This is a genomic window from Halogeometricum sp. S3BR5-2 (assembly GCF_031624635.1).
GTDB lineage: Archaea > Halobacteriota > Halobacteria > Halobacteriales > Haloferacaceae > Halogeometricum > Halogeometricum luteum.
This window is the reverse complement of the sequence record NZ_JAMQOQ010000002.1, coordinates 30954-55811: the sequence shown is the minus strand read 5'-3', so window position 1 is coordinate 55811 and position 24858 is coordinate 30954. Positions and strand designations below refer to the sequence as shown.

The following is a 24858-nucleotide window of genomic DNA, read 5'->3' as shown; positions in this document are numbered from 1 at the left end:
TCTTTCGCGTGTTAAGATTGTCTAATTCGGAATTGAAGTTCCATTTTGGGAATGAAGACTCGGCTCCACGCAAAGGAATTATCTAGTTCGGGAATGTTCTTCGGTAATACATCGCGCGCCGCGGCCGGGCGCGACCCGCCGCACTCGGCGCCGTCCGCGCCCGCGTCCGACCGGCGTCTGTCCGCGACTGTCCGTAACTATCATTTTGGACTCCGCGGACGCCGGGAGGGCGGTCGGCAGACGGGCGCCGGCCTTAACGTTCGACGGTCCGTACGGAACCCGTGTTCGAGGGTCTGACTCGGAGGGTCGCGCTGGGTCTCGGCGGCGTCGGACTGGCGGTCGGCGGCGTCCTCGCGGGCGCCCGTCGCGCCGCCCGCGGCGTGCCGCTCTCCCCCCTGCACGGCGACCGGTACGTCGGCCCGGCGTGGCCGGAGCGCGGCGGCCTCCGCGGCGACGGCGTCCCCGGCGAGATGGGCTCGCTCGACGACTACGCCCGCCCCGGGTTCGACCCCGGCGCCGTCCACCCCGACGTCCGCGCGCTCTACGAGCGGACCGCCTCGTTCGGGATGACCGTCGACGCGGAGTGGCACCGACCGTACGCGCTCGGCGCGCGTCTCGCGAGTCGGGTGACGAGCCGAATCGAACAGCTGAACCTCCCCGGCCCCGGCGAGGACCGAAAGCGCGTCTCCAGCGACCTGTTCGCGCTGGCCGACGCGGCGGCCGCGGACGACCCGCGCGAGGACCCTCGGCTGTGGGTCCGAACCGACGACGAGACGGGCGAGGCGGTGTTCGTCGCCGTCTACGCCAGCTACGTCGACGCCGGAGAGCGGTTCGTCGACATCGCGGTGCCGCTCCCCGGCGCGAACCTCTCGACCGTTCTCCGAATGGAGCACGACGGGGCGGGCGTCGCCCTCACGACCGACTGCCCGGACGGCGGACTGTACCTGCACACTGCCGCGGGCGCGTTTCGCCTCCCGGCCGCCCAGCGGTTCCGCGTCCTGCCGGCGGACGACCTCGGCTCGTCGTTCGACGGCTTCGAGGAGTTCGGAGACGAAGCGGACGTACTGGCCGAACAGCGCATCTCGCTGTTAGGGCTGCCGCTGGTGACGGTGCGCTACGCCGCCGCGGGGACGCCCGAATCGGCGGAGTGAACCGGGAGTCGTCTCGGCCCCCCAGCCGACCGACCGGCTACGACTCCGCGGCGACCGATTCCGTCCCGTCCCGATAGCGGAGCAGCGCCCGCTCCTTCGCCTTGGCTTCGAGCATCACGTCCGCGCCGTCGAGGAGCCAATCGGGGACCGACGAGACGTAGTCGGCGTGCGCCTGCGGCCGCGCGTCCTCCCCGTACAGCCGCGCGGGTTCGGAGTAGTGTGCGATGGGGCGGATGTCCCCCCACGTCCGCGCGGCCGACTCGAAGGCCTCCCGGTACGTGAGCCCCCGGCTGGCGAACTGGTGGTGGTGGTAGTCGAACACCACGGGCACCCCGAGCGGTTCCGCGACCGCCTCCACCAGTTCGGGGACGCTCCAGAGGCCCTCCTCGTCGTCGTTCTCGACGATCAGACGCTCGCGGGCGGCGGGCGAAAGGCGGTTCACGGCCTCGCGGAAGCGTTCGGCCGTCGCCTCCTTGTCGCCGTAGTGGGCGCCGATGTGGACGTTGATACCGTAGTACGGGGTTCGAGGGAGACCGAGCAGGTCGAGCCACGAGCCGTGCACTTCGAGGTCGCGAATAGAGTTCTCGACGGTGTCCGCCGACTCGCTGGCGAGTTTGCACCAGTGGCTCGGGTGGAACGTGAAGCGCATCTCGTTGTCCAGAACGAACCGGCCGCAGTCGGCGGCGATTCGGGCTATCTCCTCGTAGTCCGGGAGGTCGGTCAACTCGAACTGGGAGTTCCACGGAACTAGATCGGAGGTACAGCGGTAGAAGTAGATGCCGTGGTCGACGTTCCAGCGCAGTATCTCGGACAGGTCGGAGAAGTTCTGGAGGGCGAGTTCGGAGGCGTACTCCAGTCCCCGCGACTCCCACGTCTTCCGTTGCATCCCCCGGTTGCACCGCAGCGGCGGGTCGCGCTCTCGCAGCGTGCGGTTCATACAGGCGTAGCCCAGCATCGACGTGTGACGCTGAGTACCCGACGCGGATAACCGCACGGGTGGTCGACCTCGGCCGGGCGGGTCAGATCAGAAAGAGCATCGCGAAGAGCACCATCGCCACCGTGCTCGCGACCATCGGTTTGTTCTCCATCGCCTTCATGTGTACCGGGCGATCCTCGTACTGCTCGCGGAAGGTCGCGAGATTCTCCTCGTCGTAGAAGAATCGCTTGCGGAGCGCGAAGCGGTCGGAGACCGCACAGCCGGTACAGACCGGCTCACCTTCGAGCCGTTCGGTTCTGGTGTGACGCCGGCAGTTGATGCTTCCGCAGTTGTCGCAGTAGGTGTGTTTCAGCCACGTCGCGCCGCAGTGGACGCATCGGCCGATTCCGTTCTCGACCGTCGACCGCGACGGACCCGCGGCGTAGTACTCCAACGAATACTCGTACTCCTTCAGCGTCGTCCGAGAGCGTATCCGCGGGACGTACACCGAATCGATCGACTGAATCGAGACGTCCGACACTTGCGGCTCACACTCCTTCTCGTAGTCGACGTTGTTGTCGCCGGTGTACTCGACGGTCGTCGTGTACTGCGCCCGGAGGCGGTCGACGGTCCACTCCTTGTAATCGGTCTCCGACTGCCCGAAGTGATCGGACGTCCGTCGGCTGAACGAATCGACGATGCGGGGGTCGTCGAGGCGAACCGTGTGCTGGCCGCCGTCCGCGACGAGTTGTCGGATCGTTCCGTCTGCAACGCTCGGAGCATCACCGCTGGCGTCCAGCAGCAGACGGTCCCGCTCGTCCACTCGGTGGATGACGCCGACCGACGTCTCGAACGTCGCGTCGGTTCGTGCGTCGACTGAAACGACCGGCTCGAACCGGACCGTCGAGTCGACCGTGGAGAGGGTTCGAGCGTCGAAGTTCGCGACGTCCCGAAACGCGTCGCGCACCGGTTTGTCGACGCCGCCCGCCGGATCGATCGGTCGGAGCGTCTGATCACAGACGATCTCGATTCGGCCGTTGTAGAGGTCGAGGCCGACGTCATCGGCCATTTCTCTGAGGTCGCTACCGTCGATTAACTGTATCTCGGTTCCGTCGCCTCGCTCCCTGAGCTTGCGCGTGTACTCGCGGGCCTGATCGGTGAACGACCCGGTTGTGACGATGATACCGCGCTTCGGACCGGTGAAATCGTACGTCGTGACCGCAGAGTGGAGTTTCTGGACGACCGGACGACCGACTCGGTCTTTGTGTTTACATTCGACAACGATACCGCGTCGTTGACCGTTCACGCGCTCTTCCATCAGAATATCTCGCCCTTCGTCACCCGTTTTCTCCGACTGACGGACGTTCTGGTAGCCGAGTTTTCGGAAGACGTCTTCCATCACGTCCTCGAACTCGAAGCCCGACAGATCGTCGAGTAGTGTCATGGAAAATACTTTCTCTGGTAATAATTATATTTTTCCGTCAGGATCTGCCGTGGGAATCCACCGCTGCAGGCAAGCCGCTGGGCGGAGAGTGGGCACTTCTCGGTGAGGTATCGGTGACGGAAACCGGGAGGATACGACCCCTTCTCGGAGACGACACCGAGACCGCCCGAGCGACCTTAACCTCGCCCGACGTACCGGCCGGCATGGCTCCGAGACCGGTGCCCGAGGACGGGCGAATCACCGAATCGGGCGAGTACGCGCTGACGGATGACAGAGTCGTCAGCGGCGTCTCCCCGGCGTCCGAGGCGATGGTTCGAATCGCTGCCGACGGCGTCACGCTCGACGGTCGGGGGCACGCCCTCGTCGGCGGCGGCGTCTCGGACACGACGGCGATAGCGGCGGGCGGCGAGTCGGCGCTCTCCGAGGTGGTCGTCGAGAACGTCGTCGTCGAGGCGTGGGAGGTCGGTGTCTCCCTCCGAAACGTCGACCGCGCGACGGTGCGCGGCGTCGAAGCGACGGGGAACGGGTACGGATTCCTCCTCGAAGGGGTCGCGACCCCGCGACTGGCGGACTGCGCGGTCCGGGAGAACCTCGTCGGCGTCTCCGTCGTCGCGGCGTCAGGTTCCGCCTCGACGTCGGATTCGACGTCCGCGTCTACGTCCCCGTCGGCGTTCGACTTCGAGAGCGGAAACGACGTCTCGAACAACAGACTCGCGGACGTCCGTCGCGCCGACGACTGCTGATCAGCGGCAGGCGAACTCCTTGACGCCCGCCGCCCACTCCGGCCACTCGGAGCGCTCTTCGAGGCCGTCGACGGAGGGGTCGCCGGACATCGCCTTGATGGCTCGGGCGTCCTCCAGACTCCAGACGGCGCCGTCCTCGTGGAACAGGCCGTTGAGGACGCCGTTCCCGCGCATCGGCGGCAGGTAGGCGGGCTTCACCATCAGCGACCAGAAGAAGTTGCCGAACCCCGAGTCGCGAATCGCGGGCGCGAGCGAGGCGTAGTTCGGGTAGGTGTGGTCGTCGTTCGGCGGACAGGGGCCGAACGGCGGTGACCGGACGCGTTGCCACTCGCCCAGCCACGTCGGGCCGTCGAACTCGTCGGCGAGGCCGCGCATCCGGTCGAGGAAGCGCCGGTAGCGCTCCTCCGAGCGGGGGAAGTTGTAGTGGAACTGGAGCGCGTCGACGCCCCAGTCGAGGTACGTCGCGTTGTTCACCATGCTCGTCGACCCGACGGTGAGCGGGACGGATCCCCGATTCCGGGCGAGCGTCTCGAACATCGACCGCGCGAACGGCTTCGTCCGCGAGTCCCAGTGCGGTTCGTTCATCGCCTCGACGGCGAGCAGTCGGTCGTCGTCGCCGTACCGCTCTGCGAACCACTCGACGAACCGCTCGGCCTCGCCCCACCGCGACCGGTCGGCGAGGAGGGCGTTCCCCGGCGACCGGACGCCGACGCCGGTGAACGGGTTGTCGTCGGTGAGGTTCTCCTCGGTCGGCCAGACGCCGTTCCCCTCGAAGAGGCTGAACAGCACCGAGATGCCCCGCTCGGACGCCGCGCGGAGGAAGTGGTCGATGCGGCGTTCGTGCGCCGCCGGCTCCCGCTTCCAGAACTCGTAACTCGGCCACGTCCGGACGGCGTTGAGGTTCACGTCCGCGGCGTATCCGAGGTCGCGTTCGATCACCGCCTCGTCGTAGTCCGCCCACATCTGGTAGAACGTGAGCGCTCGCGCGGGCAGGTACATCGCCCCGCGGACGTCTATCGGCTCCGCGCTCTCGACCGACGCGCCGTCCGCGCAGTCGGCCGGACCCGACCGGGGTGCGGAGTCGCCTCCGGACGCGCCGTCGGGAGCGGGGACCCGCCTGCCCGCCGCGCGCCCGCCGACCGACGCGAGACCGGTCGCCGCCGCCGAGATTTTGAGAAACTCCCGTCGGCGGTGCTCCGAATCCATGATGTCTACTACCGCGGACCGGTCAATAAGCGTCGGGGCCGCCGCGACTACTCGGAGCGCGCGGGCCGCGTTCGTGACGCCTCTGCCCCCGCGTCCGCCTCCTCCGCCCCGCCCGCGTCCCCGGACTCCCCGGCGCGGTTCACGACGTAGACGCCGGCGACGAGGAGCGCTCCGCCGATGAGAATCTCGACGCCGACGCGTTCGCCGAGGACGACGGCCCCCAGCAGGACGCCGACGACGGGTTGGGCGAAGAAGAACACGGCGACCGAACTCGCGTCGGCGTACTCCATCCCCTTGTACCAGCAGTACCACGCCGCCGCCGTGCTCAGCAGTCCGAGGTAGAGAACCGCGGCGACGAGCGTCGGGGTCACCGCGACGGAGGCGAAGGCGCCCGGGTCGAGAAACCACTCCAACGGGACCAGGGCGCCGAACATGGGGACCGACAGGAGCGTCGCGTACGTCACCGTCTCCAGCGCGGAGTAGCGCTCGATGAGAGGCTTTCCGAACACGGAGAAGCCGGCGAAGGCGAACGCCGAGAACAGCAGCAGGCCGACGCCGGCGAGTCCGCCGCCGGCGACGGCGGTCGGGTCGTACCGGCCGGCGAGGACGACGAGCGTTCCGACCAGAGCGAGCGCGGTTCCGAGCAGCTTCCGCCGCGAGAGGCGTTCGTCGAGGGCGGTCACCCCGAGAGCGACCATGAACACGGGGGTCAGCACCGTCAGCAGCGCCCCCTGACTCGCGTTCGTCAGGTCCGTCCCGACGAACTGCGTCGAGAGCGCCGCCGTGAGCCACGCCGCGAGTCCGGCGAGCCGTCGCCAGTCCCGCCGGGAGAACGACCGCTCCGGGGTGGTGAGCCGAACGACCGCGTAGAGCGCTCCGGCGCCGAGTGCGACGCGAAGGAAGACGAGCGTGAGCGGCGGAACCTCGCGGAACCCCCACTTGCTGACCACGTACATCCCGCCCCAGAGGGCCGCCGCGAGGAGCGGCGCGGCCGCCAGTAACCGGTCTCGGTCCATCGGGTACGCGTGTGGGAGCGGACACCGTGAGTCGTACGGTTCGCGGTCGACCGTCGCGTGCGGGTCACCGCCCGTCGAGAACGGGTTGAAGCGTCTCCCGAGACGACGTTCTCGGCCCCGTGAGAAGGAGCCAAAGCCTCGCGCGGCGTCCGTCGGCGCGTGCCCAGTTTCTTCGACCCCGGACACGGTCTCCTCTCCTCGTTCGACGAGGTTGCGGTCGCGGCGGCCGCGGTGGTCCTCTTCGCCCTCGTCGGCGCCGCCACGGAGTACTTCGGGGACGCGAAGGGCGGGGCCGTCGTCGGCACCCTCGTCGGGTTCGTCGTCCTCCTCGTCCTCTGGGCGCCGCGCGTCTTCGCGGGCGAGTGGCACTACGCGGTCGTCGCCGGCGTTCCCGTCGCCGTCTTCGTCTACCTCTACCGGGGCCGGCGGGAGTGAGAACCGCCGCGTTCCGACGCCCGCGAAGGCGGTCCCTCCGGTCCGTCAGTAGCCGACCCCGAGTTTCGCGTGGACCCCCTCGCCCGACTCCAGTTCGTCGACGAACGCCACGGCGAAGTCCTCCATCGAGATGCGGCTGTCGCCCTCCTCGTCGGCGACGAGTTCGCCCGTCGCCGTCCGGTACTCGCCGGTCCGCTCGCCGGGTTCGATGAGGGCGGCGGGCGCGAGGTACGTCCACCGCAGGTCCTCGGCCGCTTCGAGGACGTCGTACGCCTCGACGGCGGCGCGGGCGACCGGCTTCCACTCCTCGGGGAACTCCTCGCTGTCGACGAGTCGCGTCTCCGGGCCGACCCGCAGGATGCCGGCGCCGCCGGTCCAGACGAGTCGGTCGACCGACGCCCGGCGCATCGCCTCGACCACCGCCGTCATCATCGCGACGAGGGCGTCCGGCGACTCCTCGCCGCTCGGACCGAGCGCGGAGGCCACCGCGTCGTGTCCCGCGAGGAGTTTCGTCAGAGCGTCCGCGTCGGTGGCGTCGCCCGCGAGGGAGGTGAACGCAGGGTCGTCGATTTCCTCGACGGTCCCGCCGCGGGAGACGCCGGTCACCGCGTGCCCGCGGTCGAGGAGTTCGCTCGCGATTCGCCGTCCGATTCGTCCGCTCGCGCCGAGCAAGAGTACCTTCACGATGTGGTGAAGGCGGGCGACCGAGATATACCTCAGCGAACGCACGCGTTACCAGGTCACACCGGCGTTATCGTCGACGGGTGGGCGGCGAGGGACGGGGTATGGGGGCGAAACCGGACCCGAGGGGGTAAGACGCTCGGCGCCGAACCGTCGGACGACGTGATACTGGTAGTGGACAACGCGGTGGAGGGCGGGCACATGGCCGGCGAAGTCGCCCGCCTCCTCCCGGGCGACGACGCGGAGATGCACGGCTACCCGAACGGGACGTCGGACCCGTCACTCGACGGCGTCGACGGCGTCGTCCTCGGCGGAAGCGGGTGCGGCGTCTACGACGAACCCGACCAGCCGTGGATCGGGAGACAGAAGCGGTTCGTGGAGACGGTCGTAGCGGAGGAAATCCCGCTCCTCGGCATCTGCTTCGGACACCAACTCGTGAACGCGGCCCTCGGCGGGACCGTCGTCGATAGCGGGGAGTTCCGAAACCGACTCGTGGAGGCGTCGCTCGCCGACATCCCGCTGTTCGAGGGGGTCGAACCCGTGGTTCCCGTCCTCCACTCGGACCTCGTGACCGACCCCGGCGAAGGGATGGAGACCGTCGGCGCGACAGACTACAACGACCACTTCGCCACGCGCCACCGCGAGCATCCGGTGTGGACCGTCCAGTACCACCCTGAGTTCACGCCCGCCATCCGGCCGGAGTACGACGCCGTCTGGGAGAACGGCGAGCGCTCGTTCGACGAGTCGACGGCGACGCGGACGCTGGCGAACTTCGCGCGGTTCTGTCGGGAAGAAAAGACGGCGTGAGCGAATCGTCGCTCACTGCGCCACGTAGCCGCCGTCGACGGGGAGGGGGACGCCGGTGACGAACGAGGAGTCGTCGGCGCAGAGCCACACCACCGCCGCCGCGATTTCGGCCGGGTCCGCGGGCCGCTTCATCGCCTGCGGTTCGACCAGCGCGGTCATCGCCTCCTCGTTCCCCTCGGTGAAGCGCCCGACCATCGGCGTGTCGACGACGCCGGGGCAGACGGCGTTGACGCGGATACCGTCCTCGGCCACCTCGGCCGCGGCGGACTTCGTCAGGCCGACGACGCCGTGTTTCGACGCGTAGTACGGCGAGAGACCGGCGGCGCCGACGAGGCCCGCGACGGACGCCGTGTTCACGATGGCGCCGCCGCCGCGTTCGCGGATTCTCGGAATCTCGTGTTTCATGCCGAGGAACACCCCGCGGAGGTTCACGTCGATGACGCGGTCCCAGTTTTCGAGGGTCTGCTCGGCCACCGGACCGCCCTCGCCCTCGATGCCCGCGTTGTTGTGCGCGAAGTCCAGACCGCCGAAGCGGTCCACGACCGACTCTACCAGCGCCGCGACGCTGTCCTCGTCGCTCACGTCGACGTGGAACGCCGCCGCCTCCCCGCCGGCCTCCTCGACCAGTCGCGCCGTCTCCGTCGCCGCCGCCTCGTCGACGTCCGCGGCGGCCACCGTCGCCCCCGCCTCGCCGAAGGCCACCGCTGTCGCCCGTCCGATACCCGACCCCGCACCCGTTACGAGTGCGACTTTGCCGCTTATTCCGTTCATTGAGTTCACCAGTGACAGCGCGTCACTTCCAGAATGTTAGATACCGGAGAAGATAACCATTATTTGTTCTGCTCTGGAGTTTCTGCGGCGAGCGGAACGACCGGACGCGGGGCCGTCCGTCACAATCGACGCCGAGCGAACCGTTCCGTGCGGCCGGTGACATCGGGGTTACGTGGTGAGCCTCGCGTTCGCTGAGGTATATACCCGAGAGCGACGAACTCCCGGACGAGAGCCGCGAATGACACGAACCCCCCTCGTTCCCGACGCCGCGCGAATCGGTCGAACCGCGCTGACCGTGGCCGACATAGCGGCGACGACGGCGTTCTACCGCGACGTCGTCGGCCTGTCGGTGCTGACGGAGACGGAGGAGAGGGCGACGCTGGGCGTCGACGGGACGGCGCTGCTCGTCCTGCGGCGGGACGACGACGCCCCGCCCCGAAACGACGACGAAGCCGGACTGTTCCACACCGCGTTCAGAGTCCCCTCCCGCGCCGCGTTGGGCGCCGCGCTCGAACGGGTCCGCGACCGGTCGGAACCGAGCGGGGCCTCCGACCACGACGTGAGCGAGGCGCTCTACCTCTCGGACCCGGAGGGCAACGGCGTCGAGATCTACGCCGACCGGCCGCGGGCGGAGTGGCCCCGGGACGAGGACGGGACGATAAACATGGGAACGGCCCCGCTGGACCTCGACGACCTCCTCTCGGCGTCGGACGGCGCCGCGGCCGCCCCGTCCGGGACGACGGTGGGGCACATCCACTTAGAGGCGACGTCGCTGCCGGCGTCGCGGTCGTTCTACGCGGACACGCTCGGTCTGGGGGTGCAGTCAGAGTCGCCCTCGGCGCTGTTCCTCGCGGCGGGCGACTACCACCACCACCTCGGCGTGAACGTCTGGAACGGGCGGACGCGGCCGGCGGGCGGGCGCGGCGTGGCGTGGTTCGAGTTCCTCCTCCCCGACGGGGACGCGCTGACGGCGGTCCGGCGGGGACTCGCGGCAGCGGGCGTTTCGGTCGCCGAACGCGACGACGGGTTCGAGGTGACCGACCCGAGCGGAGTCGCCGTTCGGTTCCGCGCCGAATAGCGGCGGGATGGGGTCGAACGGTGCGATCAGCCGGGAATAGTATTATCAACTACGATTATTTGAAGCCCACATATATGTAGCATAAAACGATTATCGCAGTATGTCCACTCCGACATCGGAAGCGTGGCTTCCGTCGCCGAGGCAGTGGGTGCGTAAGGGGAGAGACGTTGTTAGATACATCCCGCGGGGGGACTCCATCCCGGAGGAGTCCTGGCGCGCCCGTCACCGGAACATCGTACTGATACTCGCGGCGCACGTGCCCTTCCTCTTCGCGCTGGGAAGCTACACCGGGACCGAACCCTACGTCACGGGTGCGACGTTCACGGCCGTCCCGGAGGCGCACCTCTTCGCGGGCGTCGGCGCCATCGTCGCGCTGACGCTCCTGTCGGCGCTGCCGGTGCTCCCGCGGCGCATCCGCACCGCGGTGGTGTCCGTCGGACTGATGACGTCGTCGGCGGTGCTCGTGTACTTCTCGGGGGGGTTCATCGAGGCGCACTTCCACTTCTTCGTCGTCGTCGGTATCATCGCGGTGTACGAGGACTGGCTTCCGTTCGCGACGGGCGTCGGCTACGTCGCCGTCGAGCACGCCGCCTTCGGCATGTCGTATCCGGAAGTCGTCTACAACCACCCCGACGCGGTCGCCCGACCGATGGGCTGGGCGCTCGTCCACGCGACGTTCCTCCTCGCCCTGTCGGCGGCGCTGGTGGCGAACTGGTTCTCCATCGAGCGCTCCCGCGAGGAGACCAGAGCGCAGATTCGGAACGTCCGGGACAGCGAGGAGGCGCGGGCGGAGGTGGAGCGACTGAACGAGCGACTGCTGCTGCGCGCGGACGAACTCGCGGACGCGATGGACGCCGTCTCCGCGGGCGACTTCACCGCCGAGGGACCCGCCGAGACGGACATCGAGGCCATCGCGGAAATCGGCGACGCGTTCGACGGGATGCGGCGGGAACTCTCGTCGACGGTCGTCGACATCCGGGCGTTCGCCTCGACGGTCGAGGGGACGACCCGGTCGGTGTACGAGGACGCCGAGACGCTCGAACGGACGCAACGAGACCAGGCGACCGACACCCGCGAGTTCGCGACAGACATCCGCGAGCAGGCGGAGACGCTCGAATCCGCGACCGACGAACTCACCACCCTGTCGGCGACCATCGAGGAGATAGCCGCGAACGCCGACCAGGTCTCTCAGGAGGCCGGTCACGCGGCCGACGCCGCCGAGGGAGGGACGCAGACCGCCGAAGAGGCCGTCGAGGCCATGGGACAGATCGAACGGAGCGTCGACGAACTCGCGGAGTTGGTCGAGTCGCTCGACCGGCGGATGGACGGCGTCGCGGAGAGCACCGACCTCATCGAGGACGTCGCCGAGCAGACGAACATGCTGGCGCTGAACGCCAACATCGAGGCGGCCCGCGCCGACGAGGCGGGCGCCGGGTTCGCCGTCGTCGCCGAGGAGGTCAAGACCCTCGCCGACGAGACGCGCGACCACTCGTCGTCCATCGAGGAGACCGTCGCCCGAACGGTGGCGGACGTCGCGCGCGTGCAGGAGGAGATGGCTCGGACCAGAGCCTGCATCGGGGACGGGAAGGCGACCATGGCCGACGCGGGCGACGCGTTCGCGGCGCTCTCGGAGACGGTCGAGGGCGTCGACGCGTCGGTGGAGACGGTCGCCGCGGCGACCGACGACGGCGCCCGGTCGACCGAGGAAGTCGTCGGAGCCATCGAACGCGTGGCCGAGCGCTCCCGGACCATCGCCGAACGGAGCGAGTCGCTCGCGGACCGGGCCGAGAGCGGGGTGGCGACCATCTCGGAGGTCCGGTCGCGGCTCGACCGCCTGACCGAACAGACGGCGGACCTAAAGCGTCGACTCGACGCGTTCACCTGCGAGACGGAAACGGGGACCGGGACCGAGTCGGGAATCGAAACCCGGACCGGAGCGACCAGGGCGGGCCGAACGGCGACTCCCAGCGGGTCGCCCTGATTCTCGGGCCTCGCGATTCTGTTCGGGCGTTCAGAGCGCGCGGAACACGCGGACCGTGTCGCGCTTGCCTGGTTCCGAGAGGAGTTGGGCGAGGCCGAGGTCGGAGAACACCCGCTTCCAGTTTCTGTGGAACAGGGGAAAGTCGTCGTTGACGTAGCTCACCTCGGCGCCGTCGCGGCCGCGTTGCGGGCTGTTGCCCTCGTTCTCGGCGGTTATCAGGAGGTCGGAGGTGACCCGAATCAGCTCCTCGAACACCCACGTCTCGTCGGGGTGGACGTGCTGGAGCGTCTCGACGGAGTACACCACGTCGAAGGCGTCGTCGTCGAACTCGGCGACCACGTCCTCGATGGCGCCGGCGCGGAACGCCCCCGTCTCCGCGAGTTCGGGGTAGTGCTCGGCCATCACTTCGAAGGCGTCCTCGTTGATGTCGACGCCGGTGAGGTTCTCGTACCCCCGGTCGAGCAGGTGCGCGAGGTGGCGGCCGGAGCTACAGCCGACCTCCAGTATCGCGGCGTCCTCGTCGACGTAGTGCTCGAAGACGGCGGCGAGCGTCTCGCTCACCTCGTTCGGCCCGATTTCGGCGTAGTAGGCCGGCGAGAAGTCCCCCGAGCGCTCGGCCCACCCGCGACGGTTGTCGTCCGGTTGCACGGGCGGGGGGAGGGCGCCGGGGAGTAAAGCCTCCCCGGAATCCGTCGCGTCGGCGGCGCGGGCCTCACCGCGAGGTCGTGTCCGGTTGCCGCGGACGCGTGCCCAGCGTGAACTCGACTCGCTGTCGCCGGCCGTCGCGGAGCACCGTGACGCGAATCGAGTCGCCGGGCGACGCCCGCAGGGCGAGGTAGGAGGCGAGTTGCTGTCGGCTGTCGACCCGTCGACCGCCGACGCTGACGACGACGTCGCCCGCCTGCAGGGCGTTGTCGGACGGGCCGTCGTCCAGTACGTCGGTGACGACCACGCCGCGGGGTTCGGAGAGCCCCAACTGTTCGGCGATGTCCGGGGTCACGGTCCGAAGCCCGGCGCCCATGTACGCGTGGCGGTACTCGCCGTCCTCGACGAGCGCCGGCACGACGCGCTTCACCAGCGCCGCCGAGATGGCGAACGCGAGGTTCTCGCCGCCGCCGGAGTTGATGACGCCGACCACCGCCCCGTGGAGGGTGACGAGCGGCCCGCCCGAGTTGCCGGGGTTGACCGGCGCGCCGGTCTGGATGGCGTCGGGGATTCTGTAGCCGTTCGGTGCCGGGATGAGGCGGTTGACGCCGCTGACGAGTCCGGAGGTGACCGAGCCTTCGAGACCGTACGGGTTGCCGATGGCGACCACCTCCGTCCCGATGGCCGGTTGCTCGTCGACCATCGGGAGCGGTTCCGCGTCGTCGGGGATGTCCTCCACCCGCACCACCGCGAGGTCGGCGGAGGGGTCGACGCCGACGACGGACGCCGCGCGCCACTCGCCGTCGGTGAAGCGGACCTGCACGTCCGAGGCGTCGCCGACGACGTGGGCGTTCGTGACGACGAAGTTGTCGCGGTAGACGAACCCCGACCCCTGCCCGCCGGAGGACACCTGTATCAGAACGACCGAATCGATGACGTTCCGATAGACCTCGGTGTACTCGCCCTCGGCCTCGGACTCCGTCGACGTCGCGGGTTCGGCCGAGGCCGGTTCGGTCGACGTCGACGTCGGCGTCGCCCCCTCCGTCGACGCCGACGCGGGCGCGGACGACTCGGTGGCCGATGACTGCGCTCCCCCGCATCCCGCGAACGCCGCGGCGAGGGCGACGCCCGCGCCGCGGAGCATCCGTCGCCGGGTCGGTGAGTCGGATGGCATGACGGTGACGTGTAGCCGAGCGCACCACATAGTGACAACGGCCGTTCAGGTCTCCGCGGCCGCGTCGTCGGATGAACGGACACGAATCGGAGAGTACGGTCGTTCGCCGGCGCCGAGAACCGGAGATAATCGCCGGACTGCGGCGGTGCTTGTGCATGAAGGCAGAGGCCCTAACTACGTCTCGACGCTCGAACGAAACGGATTCTCTCATGCCTATCGACGCTACAATTTACCGCGGACCGCACGAGATGTCGGTCGAGGAGATAGACGACCCCGAACTGGAGGGGCCGAACGACGCCGTCGTCGACATCACGACGACGGCCATCTGCGGGTCTGACCTCCACATGTACGAGGGTCGGACGACCATCGACGAGGGCCGCGCGTTCGGCCACGAGATCATGGGCGTCATCGAGGAGGTCGGCGAGGGCGTCGAGAGCTTCGAACCCGGCGACCGGGTCGTCCTCCCGTTCAACGTCGCCTGCGGTCACTGCCGCAACTGCGTCGACAACTACACCGCGTTCTGCGAGAACGTCGACTCCGACACGCCCGGCGGCGTCTACGGCTACGCGATGATGGGGTCGTATCAGGGCGGACAGGCCGAGAAGGTGCGCGTCCCGCACGCCGACTTCAACGCCCTGCCCCTCCCCGACGGCGACGAACACGAGGAGGACTTCATCATGCTCGCCGACGTGTTCCCGACGGGGTGGCACGGCTGTGAACTCGCCGACCTGCGCTCCGGGGAGTCCGTCGTCGTCTTCGGCGGCGGTCCGGTCGGTCTGATGGCCGCCTACAGCGCGAAACTGAAGGGCGCCTCCGAGATATACCTCGTCGACCGGGTGGAGAGCCGCCTCGAACTCGCCGAGGAGTACTGCGACGCGACGACGGTGAACTTCGAGGAGGAGGACCCCACCGAGGTCATCCCCGAGATGCACGGCGGGAAAGTCGACAAGGGCGTCGACGCCGTCGGCTACCAGGCCATCGACGGCGGCCGGCACAGCCACGGCGAGGGCGCCTACGACAAGTCGCGGGAGAACCCCTCGCAGGTCATCAACGACCTCATCGGCACCGTCCGCCCGACGGGGAAAGTCGGCGTCGTCGGCGTCTACTTCTCGTCGGACCCGAACCCGCCCGAACACGTGCAGGAACCGGGCGAACTCAGCGTCGACTTCGGGAAACTGTTCGAGAGCGGACTCCGCGTCGGCACCGGCCAGTGCGACGTGAAGCGCTACGACCGCCGCCTGCGGAACATGATAGAGCAGGGTCGCGCGGAACCGGGCTTCATCGTCTCGCACGTGGAACCGCTGGAGAAGGCGCCGGAGATGTACGAGCGGTTCGACGAACGCGAAGAGGGCGTCACGAAGGTTCTCCTGAAGCCGTAGCGGGACGCGAGCGGGGTCGAACTATCGCTGTCGGCTGTCCGGGCGCTCCGCCTTCGGCCCGGGTTTCCACGTGTTGCCTTCGAGCGTGACGAGGTCGTAGCGCTTGAGCACCTGCAGCAGGTCGACGACGGCCTCCGCGTCGTAGTCGACGGTCATCTCCTCGGGCAGTCTGTCCGCGATGGCCGAACGCGTCCCCTCCTCCATCCGGTCGAGCGTGTCGAGGAGGATGTCGACGTCCTCCATCAGCGGTTCGAGCCCCGGCCGGCCCTCCTCTTCGGCGTAAAGCTTCGACAGCACCTCGTCGTACGACCCCGTAATCTCCATCGTCACCGAGACGTCGTCACCATCTGAATCCATGCTACCGACAGATGCGAGCAAAACACCATAAGCGTTCCCAACCATCGGAGATGCGGAGCGGTATCTTCGGATTCGCGCCCAAGCGGGCGACGGCCGGGTCGCGGCGACGGGAGGCCGACGGTCCGCGGCGGGCCGGTCGGCCGATACCGACCCTCCGTCCGGGCGGACGGTAGGCCTGGCCCGCGGTCAGTGCGACGTCTCCGGTCGGTCGGAGACGACGCGCCACTCCGCCGGGTCGACTTCGTGTCCCGTCACCGAGGAGTGCTCGGGGTAAGCGGTGGTGACGAGGTACTCCGAGCGGTCGAGGAGGTACTCCGTCAGGCGGCCGAGGTTGTCGTCGGCGATGCCGCCCAGTCGGTCGAGCGTCACGACGGGGACGCGTTCTCCCACGTCGTAGGCGCGGTGGCCGGCCACCGCCGCCGCGATGCCGAGCAGTTCCACCTCGCCCTCGCTCAGCGCCGAGGTGGGCACCTCGCGGCCGTCGCGGGCGACCACGAGTTCGAAGTCGCTCGTGAGGCGCGCCGTCTCGAAACTCGTCTCGAACAGCCCCGCCACCTCCTCGATGGTCCGGTCGAACGCCTCGCGCGTCCGCCGCCTCACCGCCGCCTTCCGGCGTCGGAGGTCCGCGAGTTCGGCGGTCAACCGCTCGCGCTGTTCTCGGAGTTCCTCGCGCCGGTCGGCGGCCGCCTCCGCCTCGGCGAGTTCCTCGCGGGCGTCTTCGAGGCGCGCCTCCGTGTACTTCAGGTCGCTCTCGACGTCCGTCGCGCGCTCCGTCGACGCCGACAGCGACGAGCGGAGGCGCTCGATTCGCTCGTCGAGTCGCTCTGCCTCCGAGTCCGTCTCCGCCAACCGGCGCTCTGCGTCGGCGAGGCGCTCTTCGAGGTCTCTGACCTCCGCTCGGAGTTCCGACCGGCGGCGGCGGACGCGGGCGCGTTCCTCCCGCGCGGCCTCCAGTTCGTCGGCTCTTTCGGCCAGCGACTCCGACTCCGATTCGAGCGACCGGATGCGGTCGGCCAGCGCCGCCAACCGCTCGTCGACGCTCTCGGCGGTCGTCTCCCGCCCGCAGACCCAACAGTCGAGCGAGTCGGCCTCGACGCCGCGCGTCACGTCCGTCAGCAGGTCGAGGCGGTCCTCCTCGACGACGCGCCGGTTCGCCTCGTACACCGAGCGGAGGAGTTCGGCGTCGCGTTCGCGGCGACGGTGTCGCTCGCGGACCGCCGAGAGTTCCTCCTCGGGTGTCTCGTCGTCCCCCTCGTCGACCGCCGGGAGCGACGCGAGTTCCTCTCGACGCTCCGCGAGTCGCTCCTCGACGCGGTCGACCGTGTCCGACAGACGCTCCCGCCGGTCGCGGACTCGGCCGCGTTCGGCCTCGGCCGTCGAGAGGTCCTCGCGGAGGCCCTCGTCGCCGTCGGCGGCGACGCCCTCGCGCGCCTCTCTGAGGTCGGCGAGGTCGGATTCGAGTTCGTCCGCGCGGGTTCGGAGCACCGGGACGCGGTCGGCCGCGGCGTCGACGGCGGACAGGTCGTCGTCGACGGCGTCGCGTTCGCGCCGGTGCTCGTCGATTCGCTCGTCGATGTCCTCGAAGTCCAGCGGGCGGGTGAGAATCGGTCCGAGGTCAGCGCCCTCCCGCACGGCGCGCCGGACCTCGTTGCCCTCGTCGAGGAGGGCGAACAGGTCGAGACAGACGCGGTCGGCGTCGTCGGTCAGGTACGGCGACCCCTCGGCGACGACCGTCTCGCCTCGGCGGCGGAGTCGGACTTCGTACTCCTCACCCTCGTCGGTTCGCAGGGAGACGCAACCCTCCGACTCCCCCTCCGTGAGCGTCGACTCGGCCCCGAGCACCGTCCCGATGGCGCTAAGGAAACTTGATTTCCCCTGCCAGTTGCTCGCGCGGACGGCGTTGAGGCCGGGTTCGAGCGTCGCCTCCCCGCGGCGGATGCCGGCGACGTTCTCGACGGCGAGTCGCCAACTCATACGGCGGCGAGAGCGAGGAGCGCCTGGAGGGCGACGGCGGCCTCCTCGGCGAGCGACGCACCGAGGAACGACGCCGCGCCGAACGGAACGAGGCCGCGCGACGACTCCGAGTTCCCACCGGCGGGCACCTCGACGTCCGCGACGGCGTCGTCGACGCCGGCCGCATGCTCGCGGCAGACGTACCCCCGGTCGAGGGCGTCTTCGAGGGGGACGCGCGCGGGACACTCCGGACAGGAGAGTTTCACCTGCACGTCGACGCCGACGCCCTCGCCGTCGGCGAGTCGACCCTTGCCGACCAACGACGTGAGCGCCGAGCGCACCTTCTCGCGGACGCGGTCGGCGGCGACGCGGACGCTCTCTCGCTCCCAGTCGGTCGTCGCCGTCCGCTCGGGTTTCTCGCCGTCGAGACAGCCGTTGAGGTGTCTACGCATCGTGCTCCACGACACCATCGCGCGCCGGAGTTCCTCGGCGTCGATGCCGTCGGCGCGCAGGTCGGCGGCCACCTCGTCCCGGCGCACGTCGTCCTCGCCGGTGAGCGCCTCGTACTCGCTCTCGGCGCGCACGCTCGTCGCGTCGCGGCCCTCCAGTTCGTAGACGCGCTTCAGCAGGCGGCGGTTGAACCAGTCCGTCAGCGACTTGTACCCCTCGCTCTCCGCGCCGTCGGCCCCCGTCCACCGCGCGAGGAGGTAGGCGTCGAGGGAGTCGTACCGCGCCGTCGGCGCGTTCAGGTCGAATCGGTCGGCCGCGACGTCTACTTTACACATCGGTTCGTGGAGGCCCGTTGGACTCCGTCGCGGTAAAAGACTCCGTCCAGGGACCCGTCTCGCCTCCGACAACCGCTAAGGCGTTGTCGGTCGCCGAGGAGAGTGATAGAGAGACAACCCCTTAGTGGTTGTCAGCTTCGGACCGCCGTTCTCCGGTCGCGGTCGAAGAGGAAGGAGAGAGGTGAGAGCCCGCGGTCGCGGCTACGCGCTCCGGACCGTCGGGTCGGTGGCGTCGCCGGCGCGCAGTCTCGGATTCGGACCCGACGTCGCAGTGTCGTCTTCAGACCCGTTCGTGGCGTTGTCGAGCAGATTCGCGTCGTCACCCGTCTCTGTGGTGGCGTTTCCGAGTAGATTCGTATCGTCGCCCGACCCCGCTCCGTCCTTCGCGTCGGCCACCGCCGACGCGGTGGCGTTGCGGTTCCGCTGTTCTCGCACCCATGACCGGTACTCGTCGTTAGAGACGACGACCACGTCGCCGCCCATCCGGGCGTGGCCGGAGCCGCAGAACTCCGCGCAGTAGAACGGGTAGACGCCCTCTTCGGTCGCTTTCGTCCGGATGGTGGCGTACGCGCCGGGCATGGCGTCCTGCTTCAGCCCGAGTTTCGGCGAGTAGAAGGCGTGTATCACGTCCTTGGAACTGACGTGGATGTAGACGTCCCTATCCTTCGGGATGACCAGTTTCTTCTTCGTCGTCACGTTCTCCTCGCCCGCGTACCGGAACTCCCAGCCCCACTGGTAGGCGAGCGCCTCGATTTCGACGGCGTTCGGGTCGTCGGGTTGGACCGCCCCCTGGAGGTACTGGTTCGTCCCGCCCTCCTGCGGGCCGTTGTCTGCGGCGACGACGGGAGAGATGTACGGGTTCGCCAGCACCACCATCGAGGCGATGCCGACGAACGCGAGGATGATGGCGGTGACGACGGTCCAGGTGATTTCGAGTCGGCGGTTCTCCTCGGTCGGCGCCGGGTCGTCGTTGTTCCGGTAGCGATAGATGGTGTAAAAGATGATGAACTCGACGGACATCATCAGCGGCAGGGCGACGTACAGCAGTTTGCGGTTGAGGTTGTTGATGAGCGCCTTGTTGACGGATTGGGCCGCCGCGGGCGTCGTCGCGAGGGCGAGAAAGGCGACGACGAGAGCGAGGAACCCGCCGAGGCGCGCGCGCGTCCGGTCCATTGAGTACAACTCCGAGAGATATGAACTAAACTCTGGTGGGCCCACCGGACGCGGCGACTGACTGTCCGACTCGGAGACGTGTCTGTGGGGTCCGGAGGTTGAATCTTTCGGCCGGTCGGGGAGTAGATTTAATCGAGGGACGACCATTCTCGAAGACGATATGAACTACGCAGTCGAACCGTTCGCTCTTCGGAGTTCTCCGTGAGCGTCGCCCCGTACGCGTTCGTGGCGTGTCTCGTCGTCGGGATCGTCCTCCGCGCGCGGTTCGGGTCGTTCCGGAACCTCTCGCGGACCATCCTCGCGGACGGGGGCCACGTCCGCGGCGACGAGACGGAAGAACGCGAGAAGAAGGCGAACCTCCTCCGGTGGGTGACGACCGTTGACCACAAGGACATCGGCCTCCTCTACCTCGTCTTCGGGACCGTGGCGGCCCTGTGGGGCGGCGTCGACTCGATGATGATTCGGACCGAACTGCTGACGCCCGCCGTCGACGTGTGGTCCGAGGAGACGTACAACGCCCTGTTCACGACGCACGGGCTGACGATGCTGTTCTTCTTCGTCACCCCGGTGTTCTTCGGCATGGCGAACTACTTTCTCCCCCTCTTCGTCGGCGCCGACGACCTGGCGTTCCCGCGCATCAACGCCATCGCCTTCTGGCTCCTCCCGCCCTCGTTGCTTCTTGTCCGCGGCGGCCTCATCACGGAGGTCATCGCGCGGGTTCTCGGCCTCGGACTCCCGCGGTCGATGCTGGAGATACTCTACATCTTAGCCCCGCCGGCGACGGGGTGGACGCTGTACACCCCGTTATCGACGCAGTTGGCGAACCCGCAGATAGACTTCATGCTGCTGGGCTTGCATCTCTCCGGACTCTCGACGATGATGGGGGCGATAAACTTCATCGTCACCATCTTCATGAAGCGGGGTCCGGACGTCGACATCGGCGATTTCGACATCTTCACGTGGTCGATGCTGACGACGAGCGGTATCATCCTCTTCGCGTTCCCGCTTCTCGGGAGCGCCATCCTCATGCTGCTTCTCGACCGCAACTTCGGCACCTCCTTCTACGCCGTCGAGGCGGGCGGTTCCATCCTCTATCAGAACCTCTTTTGGTTCTTCGGCCACCCCGAGGTGTACATTATTTTCCTACCCGCGACGGGGCTGATGAGCACCATCCTCCCGAAGTTCTCGGGGCGGAAGCTGTTCGGGTTCAAGTTCGTCGTCTACTCGACGCTCGCCATCGGCGTGATGTCGTTCGGCGTCTGGGCGCACCACATGTTCACGACGGGGATGGACCCGCGGCTTCTCACCTCCTTTATGATCGTCTCCATCGCCATCGCCGTCCCCAGCGCAATCAAGGTGTTCAACTGGCTGACGACGATGTGGAAGGGCGACATCCGACTCACCGCGCCGATGCTGTTCTCCGCGGGGAGCCTCGGTCTGTTCGTCATCGGGGGAATCACGGGCGTCTTCCTCGCCTCCATCCCCATCGACGTGATGTATCAGGACACCTACTACGTCGTGGGACACTTCCACATGATCCTGATGGCGATCATCCCGTTCCAGATGTTCGCCGCCTCCTACTACTGGTTCCCCATCATCACCGAACGGATGTTCGACCGGCGACTGGCCCGCCTGCAGGCGGTGCTCAGCACCGTCGGCGTGTTCGTCACGTTCACGGCGTTCCTGATACTCGGCGCCCTCGGGATGCCGCGGCGGTTCGCCTCCTACCCCCCGCGATTCCAGTGGCTCCACGACATCGCCTCCGTGGGCGCGTTCGTCATCGGCTTCAGCGTTCTCCTGTGGCTGTACAACATGCTGCACTCGCTGTGGTTCGGCGACCTCGTCCGCGACGCCGACGTGTGGGACCTGAAGAAGACCCAGCAGTTCACCCGCGAGTGGCAGGCGTTCGAGGCGCGACTCGCCGAGAAGTACGGCGTCACCAGCCCCCCGCCCGAGGAGACGCGGCCCGCCGCGGAGAGCCAGATGGTCGGCGACCAGAAGAAGGAGTCGGACGCGGGCAGTCCGAAGGCGTTCGAGGACCTCTCCGGCATCGGCACCGACGTGGTCGTCGGCGCCGCCGCCGGCTTCGTCGGCATGATGCTCATGTCGGCCGTCCTCTACGTCGGCTCCCTCCTCGGCGTGTTCCAACTCGGGGCGTTCGCCGAACTCGCCGAACTCGTGGGGGTCGAGGGCAGTCCGCTCGTCGGCTACCTCATCTTCCTCGGCGGCGGCATGACGACGTGGGCGCTCCTGTTCGTCACGTTCGCGGACTTCCTGCCGGGGGAACCCCTCGTCAGGACGGGCCTCGTGTTCGCCGTGGTGATGCTGCCGGGCTTCTTCGTGGCGTTCTACAGCGGGCAGTCCGGCTGGGAACTCGTCGGCTACATCCTCGTGGCGTTCGTCGCCCACCTCGCCTACGGAACGGGGTTGGCGACCGTGTTCAAGATGCTGAGCGGCCGTCTGCAAACGTCGCTCGTCCACGTCTCGGAATGACGACGAGAAGCCGCGCCGCGTCGGCGACGGCGGACGACCGCACGCCGCGGCGGACCACGCGCGGAGGTGACATCCGGTGAACCGGAGCGACGCCGCGACGTACGTCCTCCCGTTCCTCGGCGCCCTCGTGTTCTCCGCCAGCGTCGGCGGCGCCGTCCTCGGCGGGTACGCGGCCGTGCAGGAGGACCTCGGCCTCTGCGGCGCGCCCGCCATCTCGGTGACGCCGCCGGAGGACATCGACCACAACGCGCCGGAGGGAATGGTCGACCCCTCGTGGGCGCGACTCGACTACGAGGAACTGAGCGACGCGGAGAAGGAGGCGTTCGAGTCGGCCGTCGGGACGGTGAGCGGGACCGGCGAAGTGGACGGCGAACTCGAACACGAGGCGGCGTTCAGCGGCGGCGCCCTCGTCGCCTACGAGGGCGAGGAGTACTACGTCGCCGTCGAGACGATGAACGAGTGCGTCGCGGTGAGCGGGTACGTCCTGCCGGGCGGCGTCGTCGGCGTCCTCGTCGGCCTCGGTCTGTTCTACTCGCCGCGACTCGCTCGGATGCTGGCCGGCCGGTCGGACTCCGAGCCGTGAGGACCCCAAATCGACGGACCTCACCCGAGTCCGAGCGCCGGAGCGACCGGGAACAGGAGCGCGCCGCCCCCGTCCAACTGGTCGATGGGGGGGACGAAGCCGAGGAACGACGCGAGGAGGAGAGCCCCGAGGAACGCCGCGAACAGCACCGTCAGCGCGAGGAGCCAGTCGTACACGCCCTGCGTCGTCGTGAGTTCGGGGAGCGTCGCCATGGGAGAACCAGGGGCGGAATCGAGGGTAAATCTACTGGCGTTCGGTGCTTCGCGCCGAACGCCTGACCGGCCTCAAGCGCCGTACACCGCCCCGAGATACAGCGACACGACGATGACGAGCCAGACGGCGTCGACGAAGTGCCAGTACATCGAGACGGTCCTGACGGCGGTGTCGCGGCCGGCGCCGAACTGCCCCATCAGCCCTCGGACGAGCAGGATACCCATGAGGATGACTCCGGTGACGACGTGGAGGCCGTGCAGCCCCGTCAGCCCGAAGAACGCGGGACCGAACAGTCCCGAGGAGAGGGTGAACCCCTCTCTCACTATCAGTTCGTAATACTCGTACACCTGTCCGCCGACGAACGCCAGTCCGAGCGCCAGCGTCACTCCGAGCCACGCGAGGAACCGCTTGTGCTCCCCGCCGGAGAGCTTCTTGTGCGCGTACTCGAAGGTGAAACTGGACCCGACGAGCAGGACGGTGTTTATCGCCAGCACCGGCGTGAGCAGGTGCGGAAGCTCCTCGGTGGGCCACGACCCGAGGCGGACGAAGTAGTAGTAGGTGAGTCCGGCGGCGAACGTCGCGATGTCGGTCATGACGAACAGGAGCATCCCGAGTCGGTGGACGCCGGAGTCGAGGACGCTCGCGTCTCGCTCCCAGTACGGTTCGACGAACGCCTGGTGGAGCCACCCGAAGATGCCGACGAGGAGCAGGAACGCCCCGCCGCCGAAGAACAGGGGTCCGAGGAACTTCGGGACGAGCGAGTAGTCCGTCCAGCCGATGATGAACAGGCCCGCGCCGAGATAGAGGTTCGTCGCGCCGACGGCGGCGATGAACGGCCACCACGACGACTCGTCGAGTCCGCGGGGGAAATCCCACCCCGCTGGAGGGCCGAGTCCGCCCTCCTCGTCCTCAGAGTCGGTTGCCGTACCCATACGTTCGGCGTCGGGAGGGAGCGTAAAATAGCCGGTGGGCGATTCTGACGCCGTTCGCACCGGGACGCGCGGCCGCCGAAGCTTTACTCCTCGCCGGCGCAGTTGTCACCGACATGGCACACGTCGCTATCACCGGAGCCGACGGCAACGTCGGGAGCGCGGCCGTCGAAGCCTTCGACCACGAGACGCACAAGGTCACGCCGATGACGCACTCGGAGACGGAGGGGATGGAGAGCGTCGTCGTCGACGTCTCCGACCGCGAGCAGTTCGTCGAGAAACTGCCCGAGGACGCGGACGTCCTGGTCCACCTCGCGGCGAACCCCTCGCCGTACGCCGAGTGGGACGAGGTGAAGGAGGTCAACGTCGACGGCGCATTCAACGCCTACTACGCGGCCGACGAGAACGACGTGGGCCGGGTGGTGTACGCCTCCTCGAACCACGCGACGAACGGCCACATCGTGGCCGACCCGGACGAACCCGAGACGATGCGCGCGGACGCCGACGTCATCGACCCGGACGACGAGACGGCGCCGGACTCCTTCTACGGCGTCACGAAGGTGGCCGGCGAGGCGATGGGGAACTACTTCGCCCACCGCGAGGGCGTCGAGACGGTGAACCTCCGCATCGGGTGGTTGCTCTCCGAGCAGGACCTCAAAGACGAGGTAACCGACCCCGTCTCCGAGGAGTACGCCGAGGAGGCCGCCCGGTTCGCCCGCGCGATGTGGCTGAGTCCGAGCGACTGCAAGGACGCCGTGCGGGCGGCGAGTCTCGCGGACCTGCCCGACGGGGAGAACTCGGTCACGGTCAACGCCATCTCCGCGAACGACGAGCGCTGCCTGTCGCTGACGCACGGCCTCCGAACCATCGGCTACCGGCCGCGCGACAACGCCGCCGAGGTCATCGAGTCGAACTGACCGAGGCGACAGTCGGTCTCTCGGCGCC

At 68.4% G+C, this 24858-nt stretch carries 24 protein-coding genes; 10 read left to right on the top strand and 14 right to left on the bottom strand.

Going from position 1 to position 24858, the window contains the following annotated elements:
• The first annotated feature begins 281 nt into the window (after positions 1-281).
• The gene (locus NDI79_RS06645; protein ID WP_310927698.1) at positions 282-1151 is read left to right on the top strand and encodes a hypothetical protein; all 870 of its coding nucleotides are present in this window, start codon (positions 282-284) and stop codon (positions 1149-1151) included.
• A gap of 37 nt (positions 1152-1188) precedes the next feature.
• Here the strand turns inward: NDI79_RS06645 and uvsE are convergent, their stop codons facing one another.
• Complete coding sequence (gene uvsE, locus NDI79_RS06640) at positions 1189-2106, bottom strand: UV DNA damage repair endonuclease UvsE (protein WP_310927696.1); 918 nt, start codon at positions 2104-2106, stop codon at positions 1189-1191.
• Positions 2107-2170: 64 nt separating this feature from the next.
• Positions 2171-3511 (bottom strand): restriction endonuclease, encoded by a 1341-nt coding sequence (locus NDI79_RS06635; RefSeq protein WP_310927695.1) that lies wholly within the window; start codon positions 3509-3511, stop codon positions 2171-2173.
• Between the two features lie 203 nt (positions 3512-3714).
• On the opposite strand from NDI79_RS06635, the gene NDI79_RS06630 reads away from it, so the two are divergent.
• Positions 3715-4254 (top strand): hypothetical protein, encoded by a 540-nt coding sequence (locus tag NDI79_RS06630; protein WP_310927694.1) that lies wholly within the window; start codon positions 3715-3717, stop codon positions 4252-4254.
• Here NDI79_RS06630 and NDI79_RS06625 read toward each other — a convergent pair whose 3' ends face one another.
• Positions 4255-5460 carry a glycoside hydrolase 5 family protein gene (locus NDI79_RS06625; RefSeq protein WP_310927693.1) on the bottom strand — a complete coding sequence of 402 codons (1206 nt, stop codon included), beginning with the start codon at positions 5458-5460 and terminating at the stop codon, positions 4255-4257.
• A gap of 47 nt (positions 5461-5507) precedes the next feature.
• Positions 5508-6476 (bottom strand): DMT family transporter, encoded by a 969-nt coding sequence (locus NDI79_RS06620; RefSeq protein ID WP_310927692.1) that lies wholly within the window; start codon positions 6474-6476, stop codon positions 5508-5510.
• Between the two features lie 159 nt (positions 6477-6635).
• Between NDI79_RS06620 and NDI79_RS06615 the strand changes: the two genes are divergently transcribed.
• Positions 6636-6911, top strand: a complete 276-nt coding sequence (locus NDI79_RS06615) for a hypothetical protein (protein WP_310927691.1) — start codon at positions 6636-6638, stop codon at positions 6909-6911.
• A 45-nt stretch (positions 6912-6956) separates the two neighbouring features.
• Here NDI79_RS06615 and NDI79_RS06610 read toward each other — a convergent pair whose 3' ends face one another.
• Positions 6957-7595 carry an NAD(P)-dependent oxidoreductase gene (locus tag NDI79_RS06610; RefSeq protein ID WP_310927690.1) on the bottom strand — a complete coding sequence of 213 codons (639 nt, stop codon included), beginning with the start codon at positions 7593-7595 and terminating at the stop codon, positions 6957-6959.
• A 159-nt stretch (positions 7596-7754) separates the two neighbouring features.
• Here NDI79_RS06610 and NDI79_RS06605 point away from each other — a divergent pair, with 159 nt between their 5' ends.
• Positions 7755-8399 (top strand): type 1 glutamine amidotransferase, encoded by a 645-nt coding sequence (locus tag NDI79_RS06605; protein WP_310927689.1) that lies wholly within the window; start codon positions 7755-7757, stop codon positions 8397-8399.
• Between the two features lie 12 nt (positions 8400-8411).
• Here the strand turns inward: NDI79_RS06605 and NDI79_RS06600 are convergent, their stop codons facing one another.
• Positions 8412-9170 (bottom strand): glucose 1-dehydrogenase, encoded by a 759-nt coding sequence (locus NDI79_RS06600; RefSeq protein ID WP_310927688.1) that lies wholly within the window; start codon positions 9168-9170, stop codon positions 8412-8414.
• Between the two features lie 238 nt (positions 9171-9408).
• Between NDI79_RS06600 and NDI79_RS06595 the strand changes: the two genes are divergently transcribed.
• Both NDI79_RS06595 and NDI79_RS06590 read left to right on the top strand, forming a co-directional pair.
• Positions 9409-10248, top strand: a complete 840-nt coding sequence (locus tag NDI79_RS06595; RefSeq protein WP_310927687.1) for a VOC family protein — start codon at positions 9409-9411, stop codon at positions 10246-10248.
• A gap of 100 nt (positions 10249-10348) precedes the next feature.
• Entirely contained in the window at positions 10349-12229 is a 1881-nt protein-coding gene (locus NDI79_RS06590) for a methyl-accepting chemotaxis protein (RefSeq protein ID WP_310927686.1), read from the top strand.
• Positions 12230-12259: 30 nt separating this feature from the next.
• On the opposite strand, the gene NDI79_RS06585 is transcribed toward NDI79_RS06590, so the two are convergent.
• Together NDI79_RS06585 and NDI79_RS06580 are read right to left on the bottom strand one after the other, a co-directional pair.
• Positions 12260-12877: a class I SAM-dependent methyltransferase gene (locus NDI79_RS06585; protein WP_310927685.1), complete on the bottom strand. Its 618-nt coding sequence runs from the start codon at positions 12875-12877 to the stop codon at positions 12260-12262.
• Between the two features lie 64 nt (positions 12878-12941).
• A complete protein-coding gene (locus NDI79_RS06580) occupies positions 12942-14048 on the bottom strand; it encodes a S1C family serine protease (protein ID WP_310927684.1) in 1107 nt (368 codons plus the stop codon).
• A gap of 209 nt (positions 14049-14257) precedes the next feature.
• Between NDI79_RS06580 and NDI79_RS06575 the strand changes: the two genes are divergently transcribed.
• On the top strand, positions 14258-15427 hold the full coding sequence (locus tag NDI79_RS06575; protein WP_425499583.1) for a glutathione-independent formaldehyde dehydrogenase: 1170 nt from the start codon (positions 14258-14260) through the stop codon (positions 15425-15427).
• Between the two features lie 21 nt (positions 15428-15448).
• Here the strand turns inward: NDI79_RS06575 and NDI79_RS06570 are convergent, their stop codons facing one another.
• The 4 genes from NDI79_RS06570 to coxB form a co-directional block, all read right to left on the bottom strand.
• Positions 15449-15784, bottom strand: a complete 336-nt coding sequence (locus NDI79_RS06570) for a hypothetical protein (RefSeq protein WP_310927683.1) — start codon at positions 15782-15784, stop codon at positions 15449-15451.
• A gap of 186 nt (positions 15785-15970) precedes the next feature.
• Positions 15971-17758, bottom strand: a complete 1788-nt coding sequence (locus tag NDI79_RS06565) for an archaea-specific SMC-related protein (protein WP_310927682.1) — start codon at positions 17756-17758, stop codon at positions 15971-15973.
• A complete protein-coding gene (rdfA, locus tag NDI79_RS06560; protein WP_310927681.1) occupies positions 17755-18522 on the bottom strand; it encodes a rod-determining factor RdfA in 768 nt (255 codons plus the stop codon). The genes NDI79_RS06565 and rdfA overlap by 4 nt, the downstream gene beginning before the upstream one ends.
• 201 nt (positions 18523-18723) lie before the next feature.
• Positions 18724-19695 (bottom strand): cytochrome c oxidase subunit II, encoded by a 972-nt coding sequence (gene coxB, locus NDI79_RS06555; RefSeq protein WP_310927680.1) that lies wholly within the window; start codon positions 19693-19695, stop codon positions 18724-18726.
• Between the two features lie 201 nt (positions 19696-19896).
• Between coxB and NDI79_RS06550 the strand changes: the two genes are divergently transcribed.
• Both NDI79_RS06550 and NDI79_RS06545 read left to right on the top strand, forming a co-directional pair.
• Positions 19897-22188 (top strand): DUF6789 family protein, encoded by a 2292-nt coding sequence (locus NDI79_RS06550; protein ID WP_310927679.1) that lies wholly within the window; start codon positions 19897-19899, stop codon positions 22186-22188.
• A gap of 76 nt (positions 22189-22264) precedes the next feature.
• The gene (locus NDI79_RS06545) at positions 22265-22771 is read left to right on the top strand and encodes a DUF7979 domain-containing protein (RefSeq protein ID WP_310927678.1); all 507 of its coding nucleotides are present in this window, start codon (positions 22265-22267) and stop codon (positions 22769-22771) included.
• A gap of 20 nt (positions 22772-22791) precedes the next feature.
• Here NDI79_RS06545 and NDI79_RS06540 read toward each other — a convergent pair whose 3' ends face one another.
• Both NDI79_RS06540 and NDI79_RS06535 read right to left on the bottom strand, forming a co-directional pair.
• Positions 22792-22983 carry a hypothetical protein gene (locus NDI79_RS06540; RefSeq protein ID WP_310927677.1) on the bottom strand — a complete coding sequence of 64 codons (192 nt, stop codon included), beginning with the start codon at positions 22981-22983 and terminating at the stop codon, positions 22792-22794.
• Positions 22984-23055: 72 nt separating this feature from the next.
• Positions 23056-23916: a cytochrome c oxidase subunit 3 gene (locus tag NDI79_RS06535; protein WP_310927676.1), complete on the bottom strand. Its 861-nt coding sequence runs from the start codon at positions 23914-23916 to the stop codon at positions 23056-23058.
• 113 nt (positions 23917-24029) lie between these two features.
• Between NDI79_RS06535 and NDI79_RS06530 the strand changes: the two genes are divergently transcribed.
• Complete coding sequence (locus NDI79_RS06530) at positions 24030-24830, top strand: NAD-dependent epimerase/dehydratase family protein (protein WP_310927675.1); 801 nt, start codon at positions 24030-24032, stop codon at positions 24828-24830.
• Positions 24831-24858: the final 28 nt, after the last annotated feature.